Genomic DNA, 26,077 nt, shown 5'->3' on the forward strand with positions numbered 1-26,077 from the left:
TAAGCAATATGACAAAAGGAGAGACTGCCCATGGCAAAAAAATATGATGTAATCGTGATCGGTGCCGGCCCAGGTGGTATGACGGCTGCACTTTATGCATCGCGTGCCAATTTATCTGTGCTGATGCTGGATCGCGGCGTCTATGGCGGGCAGATGAACAACACCGCTGAAGTTGAAAACTATCCGGGTTTCAAGTCAATCCTCGGGCCAGATCTTGGTCAGAAAATGTATGATGGTGCCACCCAATTTGGTGCTGAGTATGCCTATGGCAATGTCGTTAGCGTTCAAAATCGCGGTGCCGTCAAGCTAGTGAAAACTGACGAGGATGAGTACGAGGCTAAAGCGATTGTCATTGCGACAGGCGCAGAGCATAAGAAGTTGGGCGTACCGGGCGAAGAAGCCTACAGCGGCCGTGGCGTTTCATACTGTGCTGTCTGCGATGGCGCCTTCTTTAAGGATCGCGAGTTGGCCGTTATTGGCGGTGGCGATTCCGCGATTGAAGAAGGCCTTTACCTGACACAAATGGCCAAGAAGGTCACAGTTATTCATCGCCGTGATCAATTGCGTGCTCAGCAGATTATCCAGAAGCGAGCATTTGCCAATGATAAGATGCATTTCGTTTGGAATGCTCAGGTTCAGGAAATCCAAGGTGACGATATGAAAGTCACCGGCGTGAAGTACCGTGATAAGGAAACTGGCGAGGAACATGTTTTGCCAGTCGCTGGGGTTTTCATTTATGTTGGCATTATGCCGATGACTGAAGCCTTCCAAGATTTAGGTGTTCTGGATGAGCATGGTTGGATTCCAACCGACGAGCATATGCGGACAAAGGTTCCAGGCGTTTTCGCGATCGGCGATGTTCGCGCCAAGGACCTGCGGCAGATTACCACAGCTGTTGGTGAAGGTGGCACGGCTGGACAAGGCGTGTTCAACTATATCCAGAGTTTGAATGATACGAATATTGAGATTAAGGCGTAATTTTGTTCGAGACCAGCGATGCGAGTCGCTGGTTTTTTTGTGTCTGTGAGCAGAAACGCTTAGAAACAAGCAGTCTTGGAAACTTGTTTTAGCTAGCACGCATCATCGGTAATAAAAGAATTTTCTTATTTGAGCGCGTTTTCAACCCAGCACTCGTCCACTTATAGTATGATTGGGACGGGAAGGGTATTGCCCGAAATTATTAATTATAGACAGATGGGAGCTGATCACGTGAGTTATCGTGATACGTATCAACAATGGGTCGACGAACCGACCCTTGATCCGGAGCTGAAAGCTGATCTTAAGAATATGGCTGATGATGAGACGACTAAGGAAGAGGCATTTGCTGCTCCTATGGCGTTTGGCACGGCAGGCATGCGTGGTGTTCTTGGTGCCGGGATTGGTCGGATGAATATTTACACGGTTCGGCAAGCCACTGAAGGTTTGGCCCGGTTTATGGACACACTGTCGGATGAAACTAAGGCCCGGGGGGTTGCGATTAGTTACGACTCCCGTTACATGAGTCAAGAGTTTGCTTATGAAAGTGCCGGGGTCTTGGGTGCTCATGGTATTAAGAGTTATGTTTTTGATCAGTTGCGGCCAACACCGGAATTAAGTTTTGCGGTGCGTCATTTAAAGACCTATGCAGGCATTATGATCACTGCAAGTCATAACCCTAAGCAGTACAACGGGTATAAGATTTACGGTCCAGATGGCGGGCAGATGCCACCGGAAGAATCCGACAAAATCACCAAATATGCTCGTTCAGCAGCGGATCTTTTTGCTATCAAGTCTCTGAACGTCCATGTGCTACGCGCCAAAAAGTTGATGCAACCGATTGGTGAAGATGTTGATGAAGCTTACTATGCTGAAGTGGACACGGTCACCATCAACCATGATTTGATTAACAAAGTCGGCAAGAACATGTCGTTGGTTTATAGCCCACTGCACGGGACTGGACGGATTCCAGCGCAAATGGTTTTGCGTAATGCTGGTTTCGAAAACTTCCGGTTGGTACCTGAGCAAAGTATTGCTGATCCAGAATTTGCAACTACCCCATTCCCGAACCCAGAGTTCGCTCAAGTCTTTGATTTGCCAATTGCATTAGGCAAAAAAATCGGCGCTGATGTCTTAATCGCGACTGATCCCGATGCTGATCGGCTGGGCACAGCAGTTAAAGTCGGCGACCATTATCAGTTGTTGACTGGTAACCAAATCGCTTCGGTCTTATTGCATTATATTCTGGAAGCGCGCAAGCAAGCTGGCACACTGCCGAAGAATGGCGCGGTTGTGAAGTCAATCGTGTCGACGGAATTGGCAACCGCCATTGCGAAGGATTATGGCGTGGACATGATCAATGTGCTGACTGGTTTCAAGTTTATCGGTGATCAGATCAAGCATTTTCAAGCTACTGGCGAGCACGAATTTCTGTTTGGCTTTGAGGAAAGTTACGGCTATCTGATCAAGCCATTCGTGCGCGACAAGGATGCGATTCAGTCAACAGTGCTGCTGGCTGAAGTTGCCGCCTACTATCAGTCACAAGGCAAAACGCTTTGGGACGGCGTTCAGGAACTGTACAAGAAGTATGGTTACTATGCTGAAAAGACTGTTGGCGTCGATTTTGAAGGGGTTGACGGTCAGAAGCAAATGGCTAACTTGATGACCAAGTTCCGCGAAGAACAGCCTGCTGATTTTGCGGGTGTCAAGATTACGAAGGTTGAAGACTTCCTGAGTCAGGAAGCTAAATCCGCTGATGGCACTGTTGAAAAACTGACCATGCCATCAAGCAACGTTCTGAAGTATATTTTGGCAGACGGTACTTGGATTGCTATCCGGCCATCCGGCACCGAACCGAAAGTTAAGTTCTATGTCGGTACCAAAGCAGACACAGAAGCTAAGGCCCAAGAAAAATTGGATGCCTTCGAAAAGGCGCTCAATGATTTTCGTGAAGAAGCTTAGCTTGTTTTAAACGAATCAATGTGTGAATCCTGACGATTAAGCAGGTGAAGCAAGATAGCGGCGAACGTATTGTCCCAAATTTGGGACAAGGCGTTCGCCGTTTTCTGTAGGGACTATCCGGACTTTTTCGGTTTCTAAAAGCGATTGTTCAAGGTCCTTTAAAAAACGTTGTCATGCCCACAGCCATGTTTCTCCGGTATACTTTAATCAAGGTAATGATACGGGGGTGGCATGATGATGAACTATTTAATCGTTGAAGATGAACCGGCATTAGGCGAGACACTGCGCGCCTATTTGGCCAAAGACGGTCAGGCCGTGCTAGCGACCTCGTTAGCGCAAGCCAATGAACGAGTCGCGCAGATTTCGCCCGATGTCATCATTTTAGATCTGAGCATGCCCGATGGTGACGGCTTGACTTGGTTAGCGCAATGGCGGAAGCATTTGACTGCTAAGGTGATTGTTTTGACGGCTAATGACGAGGAGCTAACGATGCTAAAAGGACTCCGACTTGCTGATGATTACGTGGTAAAACCGGTTAGTTTACGTGTTTTAAAGGCTCGCATTGCTAAACAGCTGCCGATGACAGTGCAACAATTTGGGGCGGTTAGCCTGAATTTAGCCACTGGTCAAGCGACGAAAAATGAGACAGCGGTTGTGCTAACGGCGGCCGAGTATCGTTTGCTGGCCTATTTTTTTGCCAACTCCAATCAAATTTTGGCAAGAGATCAGTTGCTAGCAGCCTTGTGGGACACGCGTGAGCAGTTTGTGGCGGATAATACTTTAACCGTGACCATCAAACGCCTGCGAGAAAAGCTTGAGGATGATCCGGCACATCCGACCTTAATTCGGACTGTGCGGGGAATGGGGTATTTTATTGATGGTTAAGCATGATTATTGGGCTATGCCGGAAACAAAAAGTGTGTTGAAACTAACAGTGTGGCTACTGGCTATCCTGTGGACTGTTTTACTGATGGTGATGGTGTTTGTCCCAGAAACTCGTATTTGGTTGGCTGCCATGGGTGTCGGTGGCACGTTGATCAGCAGTTGGATCGTGTGGCGTTGGGCAGTCAGGTTTAGTCGACGCTTTGATTTGGCGCTGCGACAACTAGATCTGACAAAGGCAGGTGCAAGCAACTATGCGATTGATCGGAATGATGAAGGACTGTTTTCCGATCTCAACAATCGACTTTATCAATATGCCCGCCAAATGCAGGCTGAACGCACGGCGGTGAAGCGTGATCGCGATCAGCTGAGTGTTGCTATTACCGATATTGCGCATCAGTTGCGAACACCTTTAGCGGCGAATAATAATTTGCTTGAAATGATGACCGCGGCTAATTGGGAGGTCACCCGTCAGGAGCTTTTAGCGCAGCACACACGTCAAGCAGAGTTAGTTGAGCAGCTCATTTTATTAGCTAAGGTGGATACACATACGCTGAGCCAAACTAGACAAGATGTGAGCGTAGCGGCGCTGGGAAAAGAGGCATTGAAGCCACTGCTGCGAATGGTTGCTGATAAGCAGTTGACGATTGATTGGCAGGTATCACCAGACCTAATGCTTCATGTGAACCCGGCATTGGTCAAAGAAGCGTTGGTCAATGTCTTGAAAAATGCGGTTGAACATACTGCTTTTGGCGGTCAAATTCAGATTATTGGGATTGCTGATCCTATTCGCGTCCGCCTGAAGATTATCAATACAGGCTCACCAATTGCTGAAGCAGATATGCCTCATTTATTTGAGCGTTTTTTCCGAGGTCAATATGCCACTGCCAATAACGTGGGCATTGGGTTAGCGATCGCTGCTGGCATTACGCGTGAAAACGATGGCCGCTTATCTGCTGAAAATACGGCGGAAGGCGTGCAATTCACGTTTGAATTTTTTCGTTGAGCGTGTTTTGTCACTTACTTGTCACTTACCATTGATAGGCTGAGAGTATCATAAGAAAGCCAACACAAATTGATGTGTCAGGCGCGAGGAGGGGTACTAGTGGCCATTTTGACGGCACGACAACTGACGAAGCAATATGCAGGGGAAAGTCGACCGGCCTTAGATCATGCCGATTTGAGCATTGAAAAAGGCGAATTTGTAGCGGTGGTTGGGCCGAGTGGTTCGGGTAAGTCAACCTTGCTACATCTGCTGGGCGGTATTGATCAACCAACCAGTGGTCGGGTACAGCTATACGATACAGATATTTATGCTTTGGATCAGACACAATTGGCGATTTTTCGGCGGCGACAAGTCGGGTTGATTTATCAATTCTATAATCTGATTCCCGATTTGACAGTGGTCGAGAACATGACGCTGCCCGCTGACTTGGACGGTCGAACCGTCGCGACATCTGAGTTGACAGAATTACTGGCTACTTTGGGCCTGACGGAAAAGCAAGATGCTTTGCCAAATCAACTGTCAGGCGGCCAACAGCAGCGCGTGGCGATTGGCCGGGCACTGATGAATCATCCGGCCATTATTTTAGCCGATGAACCAACGGGCAACTTGGACCGCCGTAATTCACAAGACATCATGACCTTATTGCGACAGGCGAATATCAAGCAAGGTCAGACTTTAATTGTGATTACGCATGATCCCGATATTGCTAAGCAAGCAGATCGCGTTGTAACCATCAATGACGGTGTGCTACGCGAAGGGCGGTGAGCGTCATGGGGACGATGACCAATTTAGTTTGGCGTCAACTGATTAAGGAGAAGGCGCGCACGTTCACAACCATTCTGGCGATGGCAGTTGCTGCGACCTTAACTGTGGCCACCTTGATTGGCATTAATTCGGCTCGGCATTCAATGTATCAAGATAATATTCAAAATACCGGCGGCCTACAGTTTGTTTTATCGAAGGTTAACCAAGAAACCGCACTGGCTATTCAGAAAAAAGCCGATATTTCCGAAAGTGTCCGCTATCAGCAACAAGGACAAATCAGCTTTGCTGATCAGGTACCTAACCAACCAGATTCGCCTTTGTTAATGTTGCCGAAACCGGCGCTGCAGCGATTAATCCAACCCATTCTTTTGGAAGGGCGGCTACCCCAAAATGAGCAAGAAGTCATGTTAGCCCAAGATTTGATTTCTGATGTTTATGCAGTGGGCAAAACCGTGGCGGCACAGCGCAATGGTCAGCGCGTCGTTCTTAAAATCGTCGGTAGTTACCGTGGCTATGCTGGCCTCATGGCAAGTGATGGCGCTGTCACCACCGGCCATTTTGACGGCACGAAGAACTATGCTGTTGCAGCGGCTTTTGGCAACTATGGCAATTTTTACGTGAAGTTGAAGAAACTCACAGCGCAGTATCATGTCGGATCCGACCAGCAGAGAGTGAATGAATTAGCTTTGGAACGGGCCGGTGAGTCGCGAGATGTCAAGGTCCGTGCCATGTTCGTATTACTTGTCATCGTGGTGCTAAGTGTGATTGGTTTGGTGTCATTGGCGTTGATTTATACCAGCATCAATCTGAGTGTACAAGCACAAACGCAGCGTTATGGCTTATTGCGTTCAATTGGTGCAACGCCGAGACAAATCCGGCAATCGGTGTATCTGCAAGCACTGACTTTGGTATTGCCAGCGATTTTACTGGGTTTGCTTGCAGGAATAGGTGGGTTGTCACTCGCTTTTCATGAATTGAATCGAATTTTTAAGGCGAGTGGTAACACCTTTCAGCTCCTACTCACGATCAGTTGGTGGCCGATTTTAGTCAGCGGATTTTTCATGTTGCTTGTCACGTTACTAGCAGCACGACGACCAGCCAAACGCGCCGCACAAGTGAGTCCGATTGCCGCAGTTCGCGCGCAGTCAGCAAGTCGGAAGGTGAGTCAGCGTATGTTACGGCAAGGGATGCTGGGACGATTTTTGCCGACGCCGATTGCTAAATTGGCTTATAAACATTATCGGCGTTTGGGCTGGTCAAAAGTCACGATGATGACAACGCTGGCCTTGTCACTCATGATCTTTATCGGCTTTACCAGTTTCTTTCGCGGCATGTTAACTTTTAGCGATGAAACGATTAGTCGCCAGGCAGATGTGACGATCACCAAGACACAATCGCTGGCATCAGCGGATTTCTCTTTTAATCCGAGGCGACTGCCAGGGGTGAAACGCGGAACGGTGACTGGCACAACTCAAGTCGGTTTGAAAAACGCTCCACAAGCATTTCATGATCGGCTGAATGTGATCGTGGTGAGTGACCAAACGTTCGGCACTGTTTTTAAAGATCAGCCGACGATTATCACAGGCAGTCGGTTAGTGACAAACTCAAAAACAGGCAAGCGCCAGCAGCAATGGGACACGCCAAAAGATTTTGCAGGGACCTTGGAGCTTGCTAACGAGCAAAGTAACCAAAAGACTTTAACGCAGCCGATGAAGGTCGTCACCAAGACTGCTGCGGAAATGACCGATTGGCTTGTCAGTGACCAAAGTGGTTTGGTGCTTTCTGCTAGCCGGTTCCGTCAAATCAGCCAAGCACTCCAAATTAAAAATGATGACATTACGTATGCCATTCAAGTCTTACTAATTAAACCAAATTTTCATGAGACGGTGGCCAGTGCTTTACGGCATGAAGTGCCACATGCAGCACTTTTTGATCAAATTGAAAATGATGCGCGTGGCAGCAGCTTTCAGCTTGCTATTCAAGTCATGGTCTATGGCTTTTTAACCCTGCTGACCCTTGTGAGTCTGGCGAACATTGTGAATCATATTTTTGCTAATCTGTTGCAACGGCGGCGAAGTCTCGCCATGCTGCAAAGTGTCGGTACGACACCTGGTCAAATTGTTCGGATGTTGGCACTTGAGAATGGGTTTCTGTTTGGGACAAGTATGGTGATTGGGTCTTTGCTGGGGACACTGCTTGGCTGGATTCTGCATCAAGCTGTCAACACCGGTATTACGATGGCTTTTCAGGTTCCTTGGTTAGAGATGGGGATGGCCGGACTTGCATTACTGGCTATCTGGGGTATTTTTGCAGGGATTAGTTTTCAGATTATGCGACATCAGGATATTGATCAATTGATTCGTGTGGGTTAAGACAAAAATGAAATGATTGATGGCACTTATGCTCCGGTTTCTAACCGCGCCTGTTCACGCTCTGCTCTTGCAATGGGCTTCACAAGGTGGTAGTCTTTTAACAATTTAATTTACTGCCATCACTATCACGCCACGAATATCAGGAGGTCATTTAATCATGGGCATGCACCAATTTATCCAAGGACTAAGCAACTTAGAGACACTGCGTCGGGCACCGGGATTCTTTAAGTATCAGGAACATTCAGTGGCGGCACATAGTTTCAAAGTTGCCGAAATCGCGCAAATGCTAGGCGATGTCGAGGAGTTAGCTGGTAACAAGGTTAATTGGCAGATGCTCTATGAGAAATCTCTGAATCACGATTATACTGAACGTTTTATCGGCGACATCAAAACGCCGGTTAAATATGCTACCCCGACACTGCGCCACATGCTGGCTGATGTTGAAGCGACCATGACGGAGAACTTTATCAAAAATGAAATTCCCCGTGACTTTCAGGATCGCTATCGTCGTCGTCTTTCTGAAGGCAAGGATGAAACGCTTGAAGGGCAGATCTTGAGTGTTGCTGATAAAATTGATCTGCTATACGAAGGTTTTGGCGAAATCGAGAAAGGCAATCCTGAACAGGTTTTTCTGGATATCTACTCCGAAAGCTTAAGCACGATCCTGCAGTTTCGGAATCGTCCTAGCGTGCGCTACTTCTTGGAGGAAGTGTTGCCGGACATGCTTGATGAAAAATTTGCCAGCCGCGATCAGCTTGCTAAACTGACTAAAGAAACCATGGCAGAACATGAACCAAACAAGTAGCGAAAGTATGTTCGCTATGTTATAATAAGCAAGACAAAAGTTGGAATGCGCATCATGTCGATTCCAACTTTTTTGATGACGAAATTTTGTTTGGATAATGTAAAAATGCGTTCACTGGGGCCTTTTTCCTGCACGGATTGACACGTGTTCACCTTGTATTCGGAATGAATGATGCCCATGTGATTGTTTTATAGGAGGCATGTCGATGATCGAACGAATAGCCGATCGTAAATTTGATCTGGTTTCACCTTACCAACCAGCTGGTGATCAGCCACAGGCCATTGCCAAGTTGACAAAGGGCTTTGAAGAGGGTAAGAAAGAACAGATCTTGTTGGGTGCAACTGGGACTGGGAAGACCTTTACGATGAGCAACATCATCGCCAACCTGAACAAGCCGACCTTGATTTTGTCTCACAACAAAACATTGGCCGGGCAGCTTTATGGTGAATTCAAGGAATTCTTCCCGCATAACGCGGTTGAGTATTTTGTTTCCTACTATGATTATTATCAACCTGAAGCCTATGTCCCGAGTACCGACACGTATATTGAAAAAGATAGTGCGATTAACGACGAAATTGATAAACTGCGGCACAGCGCCACCAGTGCGTTGTTGGAACGAAATGATGTCATCGTGGTGGCCTCAGTGTCGTCAATCTTTGGTTTAGGTGATCCGCATGAATACAAGAATCATGTGTTGTCATTGCGAACTGGCATGACGATTGATCGTAATACACTGTTACGCCAACTTGTAGATATTCAATTTGATCGAAACGACATTGATTTTCAACGTGGTCGCTTTCGAGTTCGCGGCGATGTCGTTGAAATTTTCCCGGCCAGTCGTGATGACCATGCGATTCGAGTCGAGTTTTTCGGTGACGAAATTGATCGGATTACCGAAGTCGACGCATTGACCGGCGAAGTCATCGGGACACGTGATCATGTGGCAATTTTTCCGGCAACGCATTTCATGACCAGCGATGAACAGATGCAGCGAGCGATTAAGAGCATTGCTGCTGAGTTAGAGGCACAATTGAAAGTCCTGCGCAGTGAAAACAAACTGTTGGAGGCGCAACGGTTAGAGCAGCGGACGAACTATGATATCGAAATGATGCGGGAAATGGGTTTCACCAGCGGCATTGAAAACTATTCACGCCATATGGATGGCCGTAAGCCTGGTGAACCACCGTATACACTGCTGGACTTTTTCCCGAAAGACTTCAACATTATGGTGGATGAAAGTCATGTCACCATGCCGCAAATTCGCGGGATGTACAATGGCGACCGAGCGCGGAAGCAAATGCTGGTCAACTACGGCTTCCGTTTACCAAGTGCTTTGGACAACCGGCCATTGAAAATCAATGAATTTGAACAACATGTCCATCGTATTTTATATGTGAGTGCTACTCCTGGTCCTTATGAACTGGATCGGGTTCCTAAAGACGATATTGCTGAGCAGATCATTCGGCCAACCGGGTTGTTGGATCCGAAGATCGAGGTTCGACCGGTCATGGGTCAAATTGATGATCTTGTTGGTGAAATTAACAAACGGGTTGATGCTCACGAACGTGTTTTCATCACCACCTTGACCAAGAAAATGGCTGAAGATCTGACTGACTACCTGAAAGACATGGGCATCAAGGTTCGCTACTTGCATAGTGACATCAAGACACTTGAACGGACGCAGATTATTCGTGATCTGCGACTTGGCAAGTTTGATGTGCTGATTGGGATTAACCTTTTGCGTGAAGGGATCGATGTCCCTGAAGTTTCGTTGATTGCAATCTTGGATGCTGACAAGGAAGGCTTTTTGCGTGCCGAACGTTCCTTGATTCAAACCATTGGGCGGGCTTCACGTAACGAGCATGGCAAAGTCATCATGTATGCTGATAAGGTGACAGATTCCATGAAGGCTGCCATTGATGAAACCCAACGTCGACGGACGATTCAGGAGAAGTTCAACGAAGAACATCACATCACGCCAAAGACCATTATCAAACCGATTCGGGCAGCTATTTCCAGCTATGAACAATCAGATGATGATAAAGCCGAGGCCAAGAAGACTTTTGCTGAAGTTGATTATGAGGATATGAGCAAGGCTGATAAGAAGGAGTTAGTAGCAAACCTGCGCTCACAAATGCAGGCGGCGGCTAAGAAGCTTGATTTCGAGCAGGCAGCGTCATTACGCGACACAATTCTTGAATTGCAGGCTGATATGTCTTAATCAGATCGCACTTGCACGATGGTACCAAGTCAGCCATGATTGCTTTGAACAGATCCGGTGAGCGCGAACCAGCCCGGTTAGAAACCGGAGCATAAGTGGCCTTGAACGTGATGGCCGGTCTTTAGCCATTGCGTTCAAGGTCCTTATGTGCAGGTTTTGGGGCTGGCGAGCGCGTTAAGGTGAGCGGTCAGAAGTCGGCGTATAAGCTGTTGTGGCAATGTGATTTTCGCCAATACTGCTTGCTAAAAATGAGGAGATCTTTTGTGAATGGCAAACGATAAAATTGTGATCCATGGGGCTCGTGCCCACAATTTAAAGAATATTGATGTGACGATTCCCCGCAATAAACTGGTCGTGATGACCGGCCTATCTGGTTCAGGTAAGTCCAGTCTGGCTTTTGACACGCTTTACGCCGAAGGTCAGCGTCGTTACGTGGAAAGTCTCTCAGCATATGCCAGACAGTTTCTGGGACAGATGGAAAAACCGGATGTCGATTCGATTGACGGCTTAAGTCCGGCGATTTCGATTGATCAGAAAACCACTTCAAAAAATCCCCGATCAACTGTGGGAACAGTCACTGAAATCAACGATTACTTGCGCTTGCTGTGGGCACGTGTCGGGCATCCGATTTGTCCAAATGATGGCACACCGATTACCAGTCAAAGTGTTGAACAGATGGTGGATCGCGTTTTAGCCTTACCTGATAAGACCCGGATTCAAATTCTGTCACCAGTGGTGCGTCGCAAGAAAGGCAGTCATAAAAAAGTCTTCGCCAAAATCATGCGTGAAGGTTATGTCCGGATGCGTGTTGATGGTGAAGTTGTTGATGCAACGGCTGATTATGAACTGGATAAAAATAAGTCGCATGACATTGATATTGTGATTGACCGAATTGTGGTTAAGCCTGAGGCGCGCAGTCGGCTTTTCGACTCATTTGAAGCAGCTCTGCGGTTGTCAGAAGGGTATGCCAACGTGGACGTGATTGGCGGTGAACCACTGCGCTTTTCCGAACATTTTGCCTGCCCGATTTGTGGCTTTACGATTGGCGAAATGGAACCACGACTATTTTCATTCAACGCTCCTTTTGGCGCTTGCCCAGAATGTGACGGGTTGGGTGTTAAGCTGACAGTTGACATGGATTTGGTGCTGCCAGAACCGAGTATGACTTTGGCAGAAGGGGCAATCGCGCCATGGAATCCAATCAGTTCCCAGTACTATCCGGAACTGCTGGCTCAGGCGGCGAAAACCTTCAAAGTACGAATGGACGTACCCTTTAACAAGCTGACCCACCGTGAGCGGAATGTGGTGCTTAATGGGAGCGACGGCAAGTTATTCCATTTTCATTATGAAAATGACTTTGGCGGTGTACGCGATGTTGATGTGCCTTTTGAAGGGGTGCTGAATAACATTTCCCGCCGATATGCAGAAACGAATAGTGATTTTACTCGCCAGCAGATGCGCAGTTATATGACAGCATTGCCGTGCCCGGTTTGTCACGGCAAGCGGCTGAATCGGCAGGCTTTGGCTGTTAAAATTGAAGGTCGCGATATTGCAGAAGTTTCTGATCTTGCCATCAAGGATGCCCTACCATTTTTCAAAACCGTGCATCTTAGTGAAGCCGAAAGCGTCATTGCCCAACCAATCGTGAAAGAAGTCGTTGACCGCTTGACATTCTTGGTCAACGTTGGTCTTGGTTATCTCACATTGAGTCGTAGTGCTGGTACACTATCCGGCGGCGAGGCTCAGCGAATTCGCCTAGCTACCCAAATCGGTTCGAATCTGAGCGGCGTCATGTATGTGCTTGATGAACCATCTATCGGCTTGCATCAGCGCGATAACGATCGCCTGATTGCCTCCTTGAAAAAAATGCGCGATCTTGGCAACACGTTGATCGTGGTCGAACATGATGAAGATACGATGCGCGCCGCCGATTATCTGATTGATGTCGGACCGGGGGCTGGCGAACACGGTGGCCGTATCATGGCATCCGGTACCCCTAAACAAGTTGCACGTGTGCGCAAATCAATCACTGGCCAATATTTATCAGGGCGCAAGTTTATTCCGGTACCACTAAAACGGCGACAAGGTAGTGGCAAAGTGATTCGTTTGGAAGGCGCCACTGACCACAACTTAAAAAACATCGACGTTGATTTTCCATTAGGTAAATTCATCGTGGTTTCTGGTGTTTCTGGGTCAGGTAAATCTACTTTGGTTAACTCGATTCTTCGGCGTGCATTGGCTCAAAAGTTAAATCATAATTCTGAGAAACCGGGTCCATACAAAAAGATTCTTGGCTATAAAAATATTGAAAAGCTGATCAATATTGACCAAAGTCCAATTGGCCGCACACCGCGGAGCAATCCGGCTACCTATACGAGTGTTTTCGATGACATCCGCGGGCTATTTGCCGAAACCAACGAAGCTAAATTACGTGGTTACAAAAAAGGCCGCTTTAGTTTCAACATTAAGGGTGGTCGCTGTGAGAACTGTAAAGGCGACGGGATCATCAAGATTGAAATGAACTTTTTACCTGATGTTTACGTGCCTTGCGAAGTTTGCCATGGCAAACGGTATAACTCTGAAACCCTCGAAGTAACGTATAAGGGCAAGAATATTGCTGAAGTGCTTGATATGACTGTCGAAGAAGCCACTGACTTCTTCAAGAATATTCCAAAGATTCGGCGCAAGTTGCAAACCATCGTGGATGTTGGCCTTGGTTACGTTAAGCTGGGACAAAGCGCTACCACCTTGTCTGGTGGCGAGGCTCAACGGATGAAGCTTGCAAGCGAACTGCAGAAGCTTTCAACCGGCAAGAATTTTTATATTCTTGACGAACCCACCACTGGTCTGCATACAGATGATATCAAGCGGCTGCTGGAAGTGTTGGAACGGCTAGTCGATGAAGGCAATACCGTACTGGTTATCGAGCATAATCTAGATGTCGTCAAAACAGCTGACTGGGTCATTGATCTTGGCCCTGAAGGCGGAGACGGCGGCGGTCAGATCATCGCCACTGGCACACCTGAACAGGTGGCTAATGTGGCCGATAGTTATACTGGCCAATACTTGAAACCAATCCTCGTTCGCGACACTCAACGGACTAAGGAAGCTGCGCAAACATCAACTAAGAATGAAGCGCAGGCGGTAAGCAAGAAGTAGATTGACTGAACAGGTTGGACCATCATTCACGGCGGTTAATAAGGGCAAACAATGACACCAAAAATTGTTTGCCTTTTTGATATGGGAAATTTATTAGAATTTTCGAGACACTAGTACCAAGGCGGAGCAATCGTAGACCGGATGGGGATCAGCAGTACAAAAAGCACGGCGACCGCGCCTTGTTACTGATGTTGTTAGGCGACTTCGAGACCGCGAGCTTTGCGAGCTTGGAGCGTTGTCTCCGGTCTAGCAACGCGTCGCCGGCCCAGAAACCGACTTGTTTCACACTCTGATTTGCTCATTCTTGTGCTTAATATTATGATGAATAGGATTAAGAAAGTAGGGAAATAGATGTTAAATCGAAAAAGTTTTGGTTTTGACTGGGGGCAGTTTATCACTGGTATCCTGTTCCTGATCGCCGCATTTGTTGTCATGCGCTATCCGCTGGCAACGTTGAAAACGGTGACCTTTATCTTTGCTGTTGTTGCCATTATTCGTGGGATTGCGATTTTAGCAGGGTATTCAACACTTCGCCAGCTCACTGGTAAACTAGCTTGGGTGTCGCTCTTGATGGGGATTTTTGACCTCGTTATTGGTGTCATTTTCCTGGTCAACAGTAATTTTGGTGTTGCAACGATTACCATGATGTTTGCAATCTGGTTCTTAGTTGATTCAGTTGGTTCGCTATTCAACGTGGGCCATTTGCGGATTGCAGGTACTGGCTGGTTTGTCCTTTACCTCGTTTTGGATATTCTGGCAGTGATTGTGTCTTTGATGCTGTTCATGCAGCCAGTGGTTGCGGCCATCACGTTGGTCACATTATTGTCGATGTTTTTCGTCCTATTCGGCATCGAATGTATTGTCCTTGCCTTTGCACGACGCAATATTTAATGAACATCGCTTTTATTTAACCTGATGCAGCTGATTCATTGCGCTGCATCAGGTTTTTTAATAACAACGCTTGATGATGCGGTGAAAAGAAACCGGGGATCGGTAGGAATGACACGCCCGGCATGTTATACTTGAATAAATATGATCAAAAAGGAGCCTTTTATGACTGAAAGTTTGGATCTTGTCATTATCACCGGTATGTCCGGTGCCGGTAAAACCGTTGCCATGCAGGCATTCGAAGACCTGGGATATTTTTGCGTAGATAATATGCCTCCAGCTTTGTTGCCGAAGTTTTGGGAATTGGTAAAAGAATCCGGAAAGATCACGAAGGTCGCGCTTGTTGTCGATCTGCGCAGTCGTGCTTTTTACGATCAGATTATCGATATGCTGGCTAATTTGGACAACAATGCCTATGTTCATTCTCGCATCTTATTCTTGGATGCAACTGATGAAGAGCTGGTTTCTCGGTACAAGGAAACCCGTCGCTCTCATCCGTTGGCCATGGAAGGCCGATTGATGGACGGCATTAAAAAAGAACGTGCATTACTCACAGAATTGCGCAATCGCGCGCAGGTTGTGATTGATACCACGACCTTAAGTCCACGTCAGTTACGGGAAAAGATTTTCCTTAACTTTAAGGAAAGCGGTAGTCAACCAGCATTTCATATTGAAGTCATGTCATTCGGGTTTAAATACGGATTACCAATAGACGCTGATATTGTCATGGATGTCCGTTTCCTGCCTAATCCTTTTTACATCAAGGATTATCGGCCCAAGACTGGGCTTGATCCGGAAGTTTACAATTACGTGATGGATAATGAAGATGCTGAAAGTTTCTATAACAAGTTTTATGATCTATTGTCTGAAATCATGCCAAAGTACAAGGCGGAAGGCAAAACCAGCGTAACGATTGCGATTGGCTGCACAGGCGGCCAGCATCGGAGTGTGGCTTTTGCCGAGCGGATTGGTAAGGCGTTTTCAGATGCATATGCCGTTGATATCACGCATCGAGACATTAAGAAGCATAAGGAGACGGTGAATCGCTCATGAGTCGTGAAACTAAATTTATTCGGGTCATCCGCGGTCGGCGTCCAAAGGTGGTTGTCATTGGCGGTGGAACAGGCTTGCCGGTCATTCTGCATAGTTTGCATGAGCAAGATGCAGATGTGACTGCAATTGTGACTGTTGCCGATGACGGCGGTTCATCAGGGACAATCCGCAACTATATCAACGTAGTGCCGCCTGGTGATATTCGCAATGTGCTAGTGGCTTTATCGGAGTTGCCGAGTTTGTATTTGGATATTTTTCAATATCGGTTCAATACAACTGATGCTTTTTTCGCTGGGCATGCGATTGGCAATCTGATTATTGCCGCGCTGTCTGAAATGAAAGGCGGCATTTTCCCAGCGGTTCAGCAACTAAGCGAAATGATGCAAGTTGATGGTCACGTTTATCCGGCCAGCAACACGCCGTTAACCTTAAATGCTGAATTCACCGATGGTACAAAGCTGTCTGGTGAAGCTGAGATTACAGCGGCTGGGAAAAACATCAAGCATATTTCGGTTTCAGAAACAGATCCCGCCAATGGCAAACCAGAGGCGGTCAAAGAAGTTATCGATGCGATTATGGACGCTGATGTTGTTGTTTTAGGCCCAGGCAGTCTTTTCACTAGCATTTTGCCTAACTTGATGATTGAAAATCTGGGGGATGCGGTGAAGAAGACGCAAGCCGAAGTGATTTACATTGTCAATATCATGACCCAAAAAGGCGAAACCCAGCATTTTACCGATGCCGATCATGTCCGGGTTCTGAATGAACAAATGGGCGAGAACTTTGTGGATACGGTTTTGGTTAACATTGAACCAGTCCCCGATAATTATCTGGATCATCAAAAGTACAACGAAATTCTCACGCCGGTTAAGCATAACTATCAAGGCTTGCGAGACATGGGCTGCCGCGTGATTTCCGAAGACTTTTTAAAGTTGCGCGATCATGGTGTCTTTCATGATGGTGATAAAGTCGCCAAGGAGATTTTAAACTTGGCCTTTCAGGTCAGCGGCAAAACCCGGAGGTGAGGGTATGGCAAGTTTCGCCAGTCTGGTGAAAAAAGAACTGACACAGCTCGAGGTACATCCAGAACATGCTAAGGCTGAATTGTCTGCTTTGATTCGTATGAACGGCAGCCTGACACTGATGGCTCATCGTTTTGTGTTAAATATTCAAACCGAAAATCCGGCTATTGCACGTCGGATTTATAGCTTGATTCGCCAAGTCTATCATCACGAAGCTAATCTGGTTGTTCACCGTAAGATGAAGCTCAAGAAGAATTATCAATACATTGTGCGGCTAACAGAAGGCGTCAATGACATCTTGTCGGATCTATCAATTTTAGATCCGGATACCATGGCGATTTCAACAACCGTTCCAGCTTCGGTGTTGAAGGAACCGCAGCGGATGCGTTCTTATTTACGCGGTGCCTTTTTGGCCAGTGGTTCAGTGAATAACCCGGAAACCTCGCGTTATCATCTGGAAATCTATTCTTTATACGATAATCACAATGCTGGTATTTTGAAAATGATGAATCATTTTAATCTGAACGCTCGCACCGTAGAACGGCGAAGCGGCTACATTGTTTACCTCAAGGAAGCAGAAAAGATTGCCGATTTCTTGCAGGTTATTGGGGCCACGAATGCCATGCTGAAGTTTGAAGATGTTCGGATCATGCGGGATATGCGGAATTCAGTGAATCGATTAGTTAACTGTGAAAATGCGAATATGAATAAAACGATTGACGCTGCACAGAAGCAGATTGAGAATATTAACTATTTAAAGAACCATGTTGGGCTAGATAACTTACCGGCCAAATTGCGGGAAATTGCAGTTTTACGCTTAGCACATCCTGACGTCTCGCTTCAAGAGCTTGGAGCGATGATGCCGAGCGGCCAAATTTCAAAGTCTGGGGTCAATCACCGGTTGCGGAAATTGAATCAGATTGCTGAAGGGTATCAACAACCAGAAGACGCTTGAGCACTAATGCGAAGTGGGCTGCGTTCATCATAATCGGGTGTTGACAATCAACAAATCAATCCCTTTGTTTCCTCAAGCTAATCGTGTACAATGTAACCGACATCAAGTTATTTTTTTGCTGAAGATTGACTGTTTTGGACGCATGTCGATGTCTTTTAGCTTGGATGTATCCCTTTGGCGACGACTTGTTTGAAGGAGCCGTGATGATCTTGGCAACCAGAGAGAAGCGCCATCGCTTTTTTGAGATGACTGTCTTGAAGCAATGACGTGAGCCCCGTCGGTGTTGATGGTGGCTAATAATTGATAGATGAGCGCATTTTTCACAGTGTGGACGGCTATTGCGAGCTGTTCGCGCGTTTAAAGGTAAGTTTTAGGAGGAAGCAGCATGGTTAAACCGATTACTTTGAACGAACAGCTTTGTTTTGCGATTTACAAAGCACAAAAACAATACAATCATTTCTATTCACAAGCGCTAGCCCCGTTCAAGTTAACCTATCCGCAGTACATCACGTTATTGTCGCTATATGAACATGGCACAATGTCGGTTAAGCAAGTTGGACAAACACTTGAACTGGATAGCGGTACTTTGACGCCGTTAATGAAACGGCTTGAAAAAGATGGCTGGATCAGTCGCAAGCGTTCCACTGAAGACGAGCGGCGAGTTGACGTCAGCCTGACCCAAAAGGCGCTGGACGCCCGTGATCAGATTTTTGAACACGTTGGCTCCTGCATGGAATTAATGAACCTTCCTAAGCCTGAGTATGACCATATTAAGTCCGAGGTCAGTCGGGTTGATGACCATTTAAGCGCTATTCCCGACGGCGCTTTTCCAGAAGCGTAACGCCCAAAAATAAGGTCAAAGATTTTTACCTAAATCTTTGACCTTATTTGACTTTAGTTGTATACTTAGCACTGTACTTTTAAGAGTGCTAATAACGATTATCAGGAGGTTAGGACATGCTAGTACCTACCGTCGTTGAACAAACTAGTCGTGGCGAACGTGCTTACGACATTTACTCACGTCTATTAAAAGACCGAATCATTATGTTATCCGGTGAAGTCAATGATCAAATGGCCAATTCTGTCATCGCGCAACTGCTTTTCTTGGACGCGCAAGACTCTGAAAAGGATATCTATCTCTACATCAACAGTCCCGGTGGTGTTATCACCAGTGGCTTGGCGATGCTGGATACGATGAACTTCATCAAGTCAGATGTGCAGACGATCGCTATCGGGATGGCTGCCTCAATGGCGTCCGTTTTGCTGGCTGGTGGGACGAAAGGGAAGCGGTTCGCATTGCCGAACTCAACCATCCTGATCCATCAACCTTCAGGCGGTGCCCAAGGTCAGCAGACCGAAATTGAAATCGCTGCTGAAGAAATCTTGAAGACACGTCGCAAGATGAACCAAATTTTGGCTGACGCAACTGGTCAAACGATTGAGCAAATCAAGAAGGACACCGAGCGTGATCATTATATGAGCGCTCAGGAAGCCAAGGATTACGGCTTAATCGATGATATCTTGGTCAACAAAAATACGCAAAAATAAGCTGTAAAAAGAAAAGCGCGTTGCCATATCGTGGCAACGCGTTTTTGTTTCCCCGAAAAGACTTGCAAAGCGAGGGCATATTGAGTAATATAATTAGGTACTTGCGCGGTTAGTGTAATGGATCGCACGTGAGATTCCGGTTCTCGAAATCCGGGTTCGACTCCCGGGCTGCGCAGAAACCCGGTTAAATGGGAAAAGGTAGGACAGCATAACCCCGAGTAATCGGGGTTTTTGTTTTGTTTAAAATTAAAAACATTCAAAACAGGATAGAGGCGTGACATGCATCATGCTAAAACGCCGATAAGTGATAGCCTGAGATCCGAATTGCAGCGACGATCTTCACCGTTCATTGCTCGGGTGCTTGATGAGAGATTCGGTGGCTATTTTTGCAAACGCTAACATTATGACTTGGAAACTGCTCATTATATAACGAACGGGAATAAAACCAACCCTTGTCACTACTGAACTAAGACACAAACTGAATCACTTTTCCCAGCATGAAAATTCCATTAGAAACAACCCGAAACCCGCTTTCAAAAAAACCCGCCAGACGGGATGATGTTTTAGTAAAATCCGAATAATCTTCACACCAAAAAAATAGATGTTCTAAGTTTACCGAATATGTGATTGTTTTTGGACGATTAAGGCCGCAGACTTGCGATAAAGCGGAACCCCTGCTACAATTGGTCTTGTTGGTAAAGGAAAACAGCATTTGTTGGGTTCCTAATTTTTTTCAGCTTGCTGGGTCGGCGAACGACTCGGAGGGACGTGAAATGACCCATTAAAGAAGGACGTGCCTTATGCATACTGAACTTGCGTGGCTCAAAGCGATCGCGCCTGATCTGATGGGCGTTGTCACTAAACGCTATCAGGTCCTTCAATTTATTAACTGGATGGCACCAGTTGGCCGGCGAACGTTGGCCGAACAGATGAAGATCTCAGAACGTGCTTTGCGCACAGAAACGGATTTTCTGCGTAGTCAAGGTTTGTTGGAAAGCTCAAAATCTGGCATGGTGCTAACAGCAAAAGGGTTAGAGACATTTCATGGCCTTGATCATCTTATGAATCAGCTGTTAGGAATTAAGGATGATGAAAAACGACTTGCTGCCCAGCTTCAAATCGATCATTGTTTGGTCGTATCTGGCGATGCCGATCAAAGTGGTCGGGTGCTTGATGAGCTGGGGAAGACGTTGAATTCGACCTTACAATTACTGTTGCCGCCGGGTCGCTTGACGGTTGCCGTGATGGGTGGAACGACAATGGCACATCTTGCAAGGCAGCTGACATTTCAGTTGTCTGCAGGACGTGAATTGACGTTTGTCCCTGCTCGCGGTGGCTTAGGCGAAGCGGTGACGATTCAGGCCAACTCGATTGCTGCTGCGATGGCGGAAGCAACCGACAGCAACTACCGAGCGTTGTATGTACCGGAAAATCTTAGCTCGGAATCCTACGAATCATTGATTAAAGAGCCTTCTGTTAAAGAGGTTTTAGGGCTGATTGATAAGGCTCAGGTCGTGATTCATAGTGTGGGTGACGCTTTAGTCATGGCTCGTCGCCGTGGCATGTCATCTGACACGATCAGCATGTTGAAAGCCAAACATGCCGTTGCCGAAGCATTCGGTGTTTTCTACGATGCGAGCGGCAAGGTCGTTTACAAGATACCGCAGATTGGTTTACAGCTCGCGGATCTTGATCATATACCGTATGTATTCGCTGTTGCTGCTGGCAAAAGTAAGTCCAAAGCAATTGCGGCATATATGCAACACGCACCGAGTCGGACGTGGCTGTTAACAGACGTCGGTGCAACTAATTCGATTTTAACTGGGGCAACCCGTTAGAATAAAACCTTATTTCCTAAAGGAGGAAATTTTAGCATGACTGTTAAGATTGGTATTAATGGTTTTGGCCGTATCGGTCGTTTGGCATTCCGTCGTATTTACGAATTGGGTGCAAAGAGCAATGACATCCAGGTTGTTGCAATTAACGATCTGACCAGCCCAACCATGCTGGCTCACTTGCTGAAGTATGATTCAACCCACGGTACTTTCCCTGGTGAAGTTAGTGCAACCGATAACGGTATCGTCGTTGACGGTAAAGAATACCGTGTCTACGCAGAACCGCAAGCCCAGAATATTCCTTGGGTTAAGAACGATGGCGTTGACTATGTTCTTGAATGCACAGGCTTCTACACCTCTGCTGAAAAGTCACAAGCTCATTTGGACGCAGGCGCAAAGCGTGTTCTGATTTCTGCCCCAGCCGGCAAGATGAAGACCATCGTTTACAACGTCAACGATGACACTCTGAATGCAGACGACAAGATTGTTTCTGCTGGTTCTTGCACAACCAACTGCTTGGCACCAATGGCTTACTTCCTGAACAAGGAATTCGGCATCGAAGTTGGTACCATGACCACCGTTCATGCTTACACCTCAACTCAGATGTTGCTTGACGGCCCAGTTCGCGGTGGCAACCTGCGCGCTGCACGTTCCGCTGCTGCTAACACGATTCCTCACAGCACAGGTGCTGCTAAGGCTATCGGTTTGGTTATCCCAGAATTGAACGGCAAGTTGCAGGGCCACGCACAGCGTGTTTCTGTTGTTGACGGTTCTTTGACCGAATTGGTTTCCATCTTGAAGACCAAGAACGTTACTGCTGATCAAGTTAACGAAGCTATCAAGAAGCACACCGAAAACAACCCTAGCTTTGGCTGGAACGAAGACGAAATCGTATCTTCCGATGTTATCGGTACGACACAAGGTTCAATCTTTGATCCTACACAGACCGAAGTTACAACTGCTGGTGACTATCAATTAGTTAAGACGGTTGCTTGGTACGATAACGAATATGGCTTTACTTGCCAGATGATCCGTACCTTGCTGAAATTTGCTACTCTCTAATCCGGAGTAACGCTTTTCTAGCCGCAACATCCGAAGCGGAGGGAGCTTACTCCCTCCGCTTTTTTTGGAAATAGGCGATCAATTCTCAGGATGTTTTAGCATCCTGCTGAAAACGAGCGCTTATTTCTGGTGTTAAGCGGTCGTTACTTGAAGTTAAGTCATCTTTAGGAAAAATAGGAGGTCATTTCTCTTGGCTAAATTAATTGTTTCAGACTTAGATGTTAAGGACAAAAAAGTCCTGATCCGCGTTGACTTCAACGTGCCGATCAAAGATGGTGTTATCGGTGATGATAACCGGATCGTGGCAGCATTGCCAACCATCCAGTATGTTATTGATCATGGTGGCAAGGCAATCCTCTTGTCACATCTCGGCCGTGTCAAGACCGAAGAAGACAAGGCTAAGCTGACCTTGAAGCCAGTTGCAGAACGTTTGAGTGAATTGCTGAAGAAGCCAGTGACATTTGTCCCGGCAACTCGCGGCAAGGAACTTGAAGATGCTATCAACAAGATGAATGATGGCGACGTTCTTGTTATGGAAAACACCCGGTTTGAAGATCTTGACGGCAAGAAAGAATCCGGCAACGATCCTGAACTTGGCAAGTACTGGGCAAGCCTTGGCGACTTATTCGTTAACGATGCCTTTGGGACTGCACACCGCAGCCATGCTTCAAACGTCGGCATTGCTTCCAACATGAAGCAAACTGCTGCCGGCTTCTTGATGGAAAAGGAAATCAAGTTCTTAGGCGATGCCGTTGACAACCCGAAACACCCATTCATTGCTATCTTGGGTGGTGCAAAGGTTTCCGATAAGATCGGCGTGATCGAAAACTTGGTACCTAAGGCTGATAAGATTCTTATCGGCGGCGGCATGACCTATACTTTCTATGCTGCTAAGGGTATGAGCATCGGTAAGTCTTTGGTTGAAAAAGACAAGATCGAACTTGCCAAGAAGATCATGGATCAGGCTGGCGACAAGCTGCTTTTGCCGGTTGATTCCGTTGTTGCAACTGAATTCTCTAACGATGCCCCACATAAAGTTGTTGACGGCGACATTCCTGATGGCTATATGGCCTTGGATATCGGCCCGAAGACAATCAAAGAATTCAAAGATGCTTTGCAAGGTGCCAAGACCGTTGTTTGGAATGGCCCAATGGGTGTCTTCGAAATGAGCAACTATGCTGAAGGGACCCTTGAAGTCGGCCGTGCCCTTGGCGACTTGAAGGATGCTACTACAATTATCGGCGGCGGCGATTCAACAGCTGCTGCTAAGCAATTGGGTATTGCACCTAAGATTACCCATATTTCCACTGGCGGTGGCGCTAGCCTTGAATATCTTGAAGGCAAGACCTTGCCAGGTATCGCAGCTATTTCTGACAAGTAATTGTCAGGCATGCTGATCTAACAGTCACTACCGGCAGACGGTGTCTGTCGGTACATATGAAAGGAAGATATGCCATGCGTACACCATTCATTGCTGGTAACTGGAAAATGAACAAAAATCCTAAGGAAACGCAAGAATTCTTAGACGGCGTTAAAGGCAAGTTGCCTGATGCAAGCAAGGTTGAGACTGTCATTGGCGCACCTGCCATTGATTTGACCACCTTAGTTGCTGGCGCTGAAGGCACACCTTTGAAGACGGCGGCTGAAAACTGCTACTTTGAAGACGAAGGTGCCTTCACTGGTGAAACCAGCCCGAAAGCTTTGAAAGAAATGAACGTTGATTACGTCATTATCGGTCACAGCGAACGTCGCGGCTATTTCCACGAAACCGATGAAGATATCAATAAGAAGGCTAAGGCCATCTTTAAGAACAATCTTTTGCCAATCATTTGCTGCGGCGAAAGTTTGGCTCAGCGCGAAGCTGGCCAAACCGAAGACTGGGTTGCTTCACAGATTGAAGCTGCTTTGGCCGGTTTAAGTGCTGACCAAGTCAAAGTTTCAGTCTTAGCCTATGAACCAATCTGGGCTATCGGGACAGGTAAGACGGCAACTGCCGATCAGGCACAAGAAGTTGTCGCACATATTCGTGCAACGGTTGAGAAGTTGTATAATAAAGATACGGCAGATGCTGTTCGTATTCTTTACGGCGGCTCTGTTAAACCAGCGAACGTCAAGGAATTAATGGCTAAGCCTGATATCGATGGCGGTTTAGTCGGTGGCGCTTCGATGGATCCTGAAAGTTTCATCGCCTTGGCTAACTACCAAGATTAATCTGGGTTCTACTATTAAACAGCCTTCTGGCAAAAAGGAGAAGAATTTATGTCTATCATTACTGATGTATTGGCACGCGAAGTCTTAGACTCCCGTGGCAACCCTACTGTTGAAGTTGAATTGTACACTGAAGACGGCGGCTTTGGCCGTGCGTTGGTACCATCAGGTGCTTCAACCGGTGAACACGAAGCCGTTGAACTTCGTGATGGTGACAAGGATCGTTTTGGCGGCAAGGGTGTTTTGAAGGCCGTTGGTCATGTGAACAACGAAATCGCTAAGGCGGTTATTGGCCTTGACGTGACTGAACAACGCCTGATTGACCAAACCATGATTGACCTTGACGGTACCCCGAACAAGGGCAAGTTTGGCGCCAATGCTATCTTGGGTGTTTCCTTGGCTGCAGCCCGTGCTGCTGCTGATGAAGTTGGCCTGCCATTGTATCAATATCTTGGCGGCCCGAATGCCCACGTTCTGCCAACGCCAATGATGAACGTCCTCAATGGTGGTGCACACTCAACCAACACCGTTGACTTCCAGGAATTCATGATCATGCCTGTTGGCGCTAAGAGCGTTCGTGAAGCTGTTCGGATGGGTTCAGAAACCTTCCATGCTTTACAGGCACTGTTGAAGAGTAAAGGCGACATCACCGCTGTTGGTGATGAAGGCGGCTTTGCCCCGAACTTGAAGGATAACGAAGAAGCCTTCGAACTTCTTGTTGAAGCAATCAAGAAGGCTGGCTACAAGCCAGGCGACGACATTGCTTTGGCCTTTGACGTTGCTGCTTCAGAAATGTACGATGCCGAGAGCAAGACATACACAACCAAGTGGTCTAACCCTGACAAGAAGTACACCACTGAAGAATGGACCGACATGATTGATGGTTACATTAACAAGTACCCAATCGTTTCTGTTGAAGATCCTATCGACGAAAACGACTGGGAAGGCTGGCAGACATTCACCAAGAAGATGGGCGACAAAGTCCAAATCGTTGGTGATGATCTGTTTGTTACCAACACCGACTACCTGAAGAAGGGTATCGATATGGGTGTTGCTAACTCCATCCTGATCAAGCTGAACCAGATCGGTACATTGACCGAAACCTTCGAAGCCATCGAAATGGCTAAAGAAGCTGGTTACACAGCTGTTGTTTCACATCGTTCCGGTGAAACTGAAGATACAACGATTGCTGACTTGGTTGTTGCAACCAACGCTGGCCAGATCAAGACTGGTTCAATGAGCCGGACAGATCGTATCGCTAAGTACAACCAGTTAATGCGGATCGAAGATCAACTGGGTGCACAATCCTTGTACAAGGGCCGCAAGTCCTTCTACAATGTGAAAGCAATCGACTAATTT

20 protein-coding genes and 1 tRNA gene are annotated in these 26,077 nt (G+C 46.9%); all 21 read left to right on the forward strand.

All coding sequences use genetic code 11. From position 1 onward, the window contains the following. Positions 1-30: 30 nt before the first annotated feature. Positions 31-978: a thioredoxin-disulfide reductase gene (trxB, locus tag AC07KQ_RS04680; RefSeq protein ID WP_003564228.1), complete on the forward strand. Its 948-nt coding sequence runs from the start codon at positions 31-33 to the stop codon at positions 976-978. Between the two features lie 231 nt (positions 979-1,209). Further along, complete coding sequence (locus tag AC07KQ_RS04685) at positions 1,210-2,937, forward strand: phospho-sugar mutase (RefSeq protein WP_013245566.1); 1,728 nt, start codon at positions 1,210-1,212, stop codon at positions 2,935-2,937. Positions 2,938-3,174: 237 nt separating this feature from the next. Further along, positions 3,175-3,822: a response regulator transcription factor gene (locus tag AC07KQ_RS04690; protein WP_013245567.1), complete on the forward strand. Its 648-nt coding sequence runs from the start codon at positions 3,175-3,177 to the stop codon at positions 3,820-3,822. Further along, a complete protein-coding gene (locus AC07KQ_RS04695; RefSeq protein WP_003574294.1) occupies positions 3,815-4,825 on the forward strand; it encodes a sensor histidine kinase in 1,011 nt (336 codons plus the stop codon). The genes AC07KQ_RS04690 and AC07KQ_RS04695 overlap by 8 nt, the downstream gene beginning before the upstream one ends. Before the next feature lie 99 nt (positions 4,826-4,924). Continuing rightward, on the forward strand, positions 4,925-5,590 hold the full coding sequence (locus AC07KQ_RS04700; RefSeq protein ID WP_013245568.1) for an ABC transporter ATP-binding protein: 666 nt from the start codon (positions 4,925-4,927) through the stop codon (positions 5,588-5,590). Positions 5,591-5,595: 5 nt separating this feature from the next. Beyond that, positions 5,596-7,962 carry an ABC transporter permease gene (locus AC07KQ_RS04705; RefSeq protein ID WP_013245569.1) on the forward strand — a complete coding sequence of 789 codons (2,367 nt, stop codon included), beginning with the start codon at positions 5,596-5,598 and terminating at the stop codon, positions 7,960-7,962. A 157-nt stretch (positions 7,963-8,119) separates the two neighbouring features. Continuing rightward, positions 8,120-8,767 (forward strand): YfbR-like 5'-deoxynucleotidase, encoded by a 648-nt coding sequence (locus AC07KQ_RS04710; RefSeq protein ID WP_003564240.1) that lies wholly within the window; start codon positions 8,120-8,122, stop codon positions 8,765-8,767. Between the two features lie 205 nt (positions 8,768-8,972). Then, positions 8,973-10,988: an excinuclease ABC subunit UvrB gene (gene uvrB, locus AC07KQ_RS04715; protein ID WP_003578292.1), complete on the forward strand. Its 2,016-nt coding sequence runs from the start codon at positions 8,973-8,975 to the stop codon at positions 10,986-10,988. A 267-nt stretch (positions 10,989-11,255) separates the two neighbouring features. Next, the gene (gene uvrA, locus AC07KQ_RS04720) at positions 11,256-14,147 is read left to right on the forward strand and encodes an excinuclease ABC subunit UvrA (RefSeq protein ID WP_003564244.1); all 2,892 of its coding nucleotides are present in this window, start codon (positions 11,256-11,258) and stop codon (positions 14,145-14,147) included. 351 nt (positions 14,148-14,498) lie between these two features. Beyond that, positions 14,499-15,038: an HdeD family acid-resistance protein gene (locus AC07KQ_RS04725; protein WP_003564246.1), complete on the forward strand. Its 540-nt coding sequence runs from the start codon at positions 14,499-14,501 to the stop codon at positions 15,036-15,038. 162 nt (positions 15,039-15,200) lie between these two features. Continuing rightward, a complete protein-coding gene (rapZ, locus tag AC07KQ_RS04730) occupies positions 15,201-16,088 on the forward strand; it encodes an RNase adapter RapZ (RefSeq protein WP_003564248.1) in 888 nt (295 codons plus the stop codon). Further along, positions 16,085-17,113, forward strand: a complete 1,029-nt coding sequence (locus tag AC07KQ_RS04735) for a gluconeogenesis factor YvcK family protein (protein ID WP_003564250.1) — start codon at positions 16,085-16,087, stop codon at positions 17,111-17,113. The genes rapZ and AC07KQ_RS04735 overlap by 4 nt, the downstream gene beginning before the upstream one ends. A 4-nt stretch (positions 17,114-17,117) precedes the next feature. Then, positions 17,118-18,065 (forward strand): DNA-binding protein WhiA, encoded by a 948-nt coding sequence (whiA, locus tag AC07KQ_RS04740; protein WP_003564251.1) that lies wholly within the window; start codon positions 17,118-17,120, stop codon positions 18,063-18,065. 385 nt (positions 18,066-18,450) lie between these two features. Then, complete coding sequence (locus AC07KQ_RS04745) at positions 18,451-18,906, forward strand: MarR family winged helix-turn-helix transcriptional regulator (protein ID WP_003564253.1); 456 nt, start codon at positions 18,451-18,453, stop codon at positions 18,904-18,906. A gap of 116 nt (positions 18,907-19,022) precedes the next feature. Beyond that, the gene (gene clpP / locus AC07KQ_RS04750) at positions 19,023-19,613 is read left to right on the forward strand and encodes an ATP-dependent Clp endopeptidase proteolytic subunit ClpP (protein ID WP_003564255.1); all 591 of its coding nucleotides are present in this window, start codon (positions 19,023-19,025) and stop codon (positions 19,611-19,613) included. Positions 19,614-19,716: 103 nt separating this feature from the next. Continuing rightward, positions 19,717-19,788 (forward strand) — tRNA-Arg (locus AC07KQ_RS04755). A 625-nt stretch (positions 19,789-20,413) separates the two neighbouring features. Next, positions 20,414-21,451, forward strand: a complete 1,038-nt coding sequence (locus AC07KQ_RS04760; protein WP_003564263.1) for a sugar-binding transcriptional regulator — start codon at positions 20,414-20,416, stop codon at positions 21,449-21,451. A 36-nt stretch (positions 21,452-21,487) separates the two neighbouring features. Further along, positions 21,488-22,510, forward strand: coding sequence for a type I glyceraldehyde-3-phosphate dehydrogenase (gap, locus tag AC07KQ_RS04765; protein WP_003564265.1), 1,023 nt, complete (start codon positions 21,488-21,490; stop codon positions 22,508-22,510). A gap of 190 nt (positions 22,511-22,700) precedes the next feature. Then, on the forward strand, positions 22,701-23,891 hold the full coding sequence (locus AC07KQ_RS04770; RefSeq protein WP_003564267.1) for a phosphoglycerate kinase: 1,191 nt from the start codon (positions 22,701-22,703) through the stop codon (positions 23,889-23,891). 74 nt (positions 23,892-23,965) lie between these two features. Next, positions 23,966-24,721 (forward strand): triose-phosphate isomerase, encoded by a 756-nt coding sequence (tpiA, locus tag AC07KQ_RS04775; protein ID WP_003564269.1) that lies wholly within the window; start codon positions 23,966-23,968, stop codon positions 24,719-24,721. Between the two features lie 48 nt (positions 24,722-24,769). Beyond that, positions 24,770-26,074: a phosphopyruvate hydratase gene (eno, locus tag AC07KQ_RS04780; protein ID WP_003564271.1), complete on the forward strand. Its 1,305-nt coding sequence runs from the start codon at positions 24,770-24,772 to the stop codon at positions 26,072-26,074. Positions 26,075-26,077: the final 3 nt, after the last annotated feature.

This window comes from Lacticaseibacillus sp. YLM2-1, assembly GCF_056583465.1.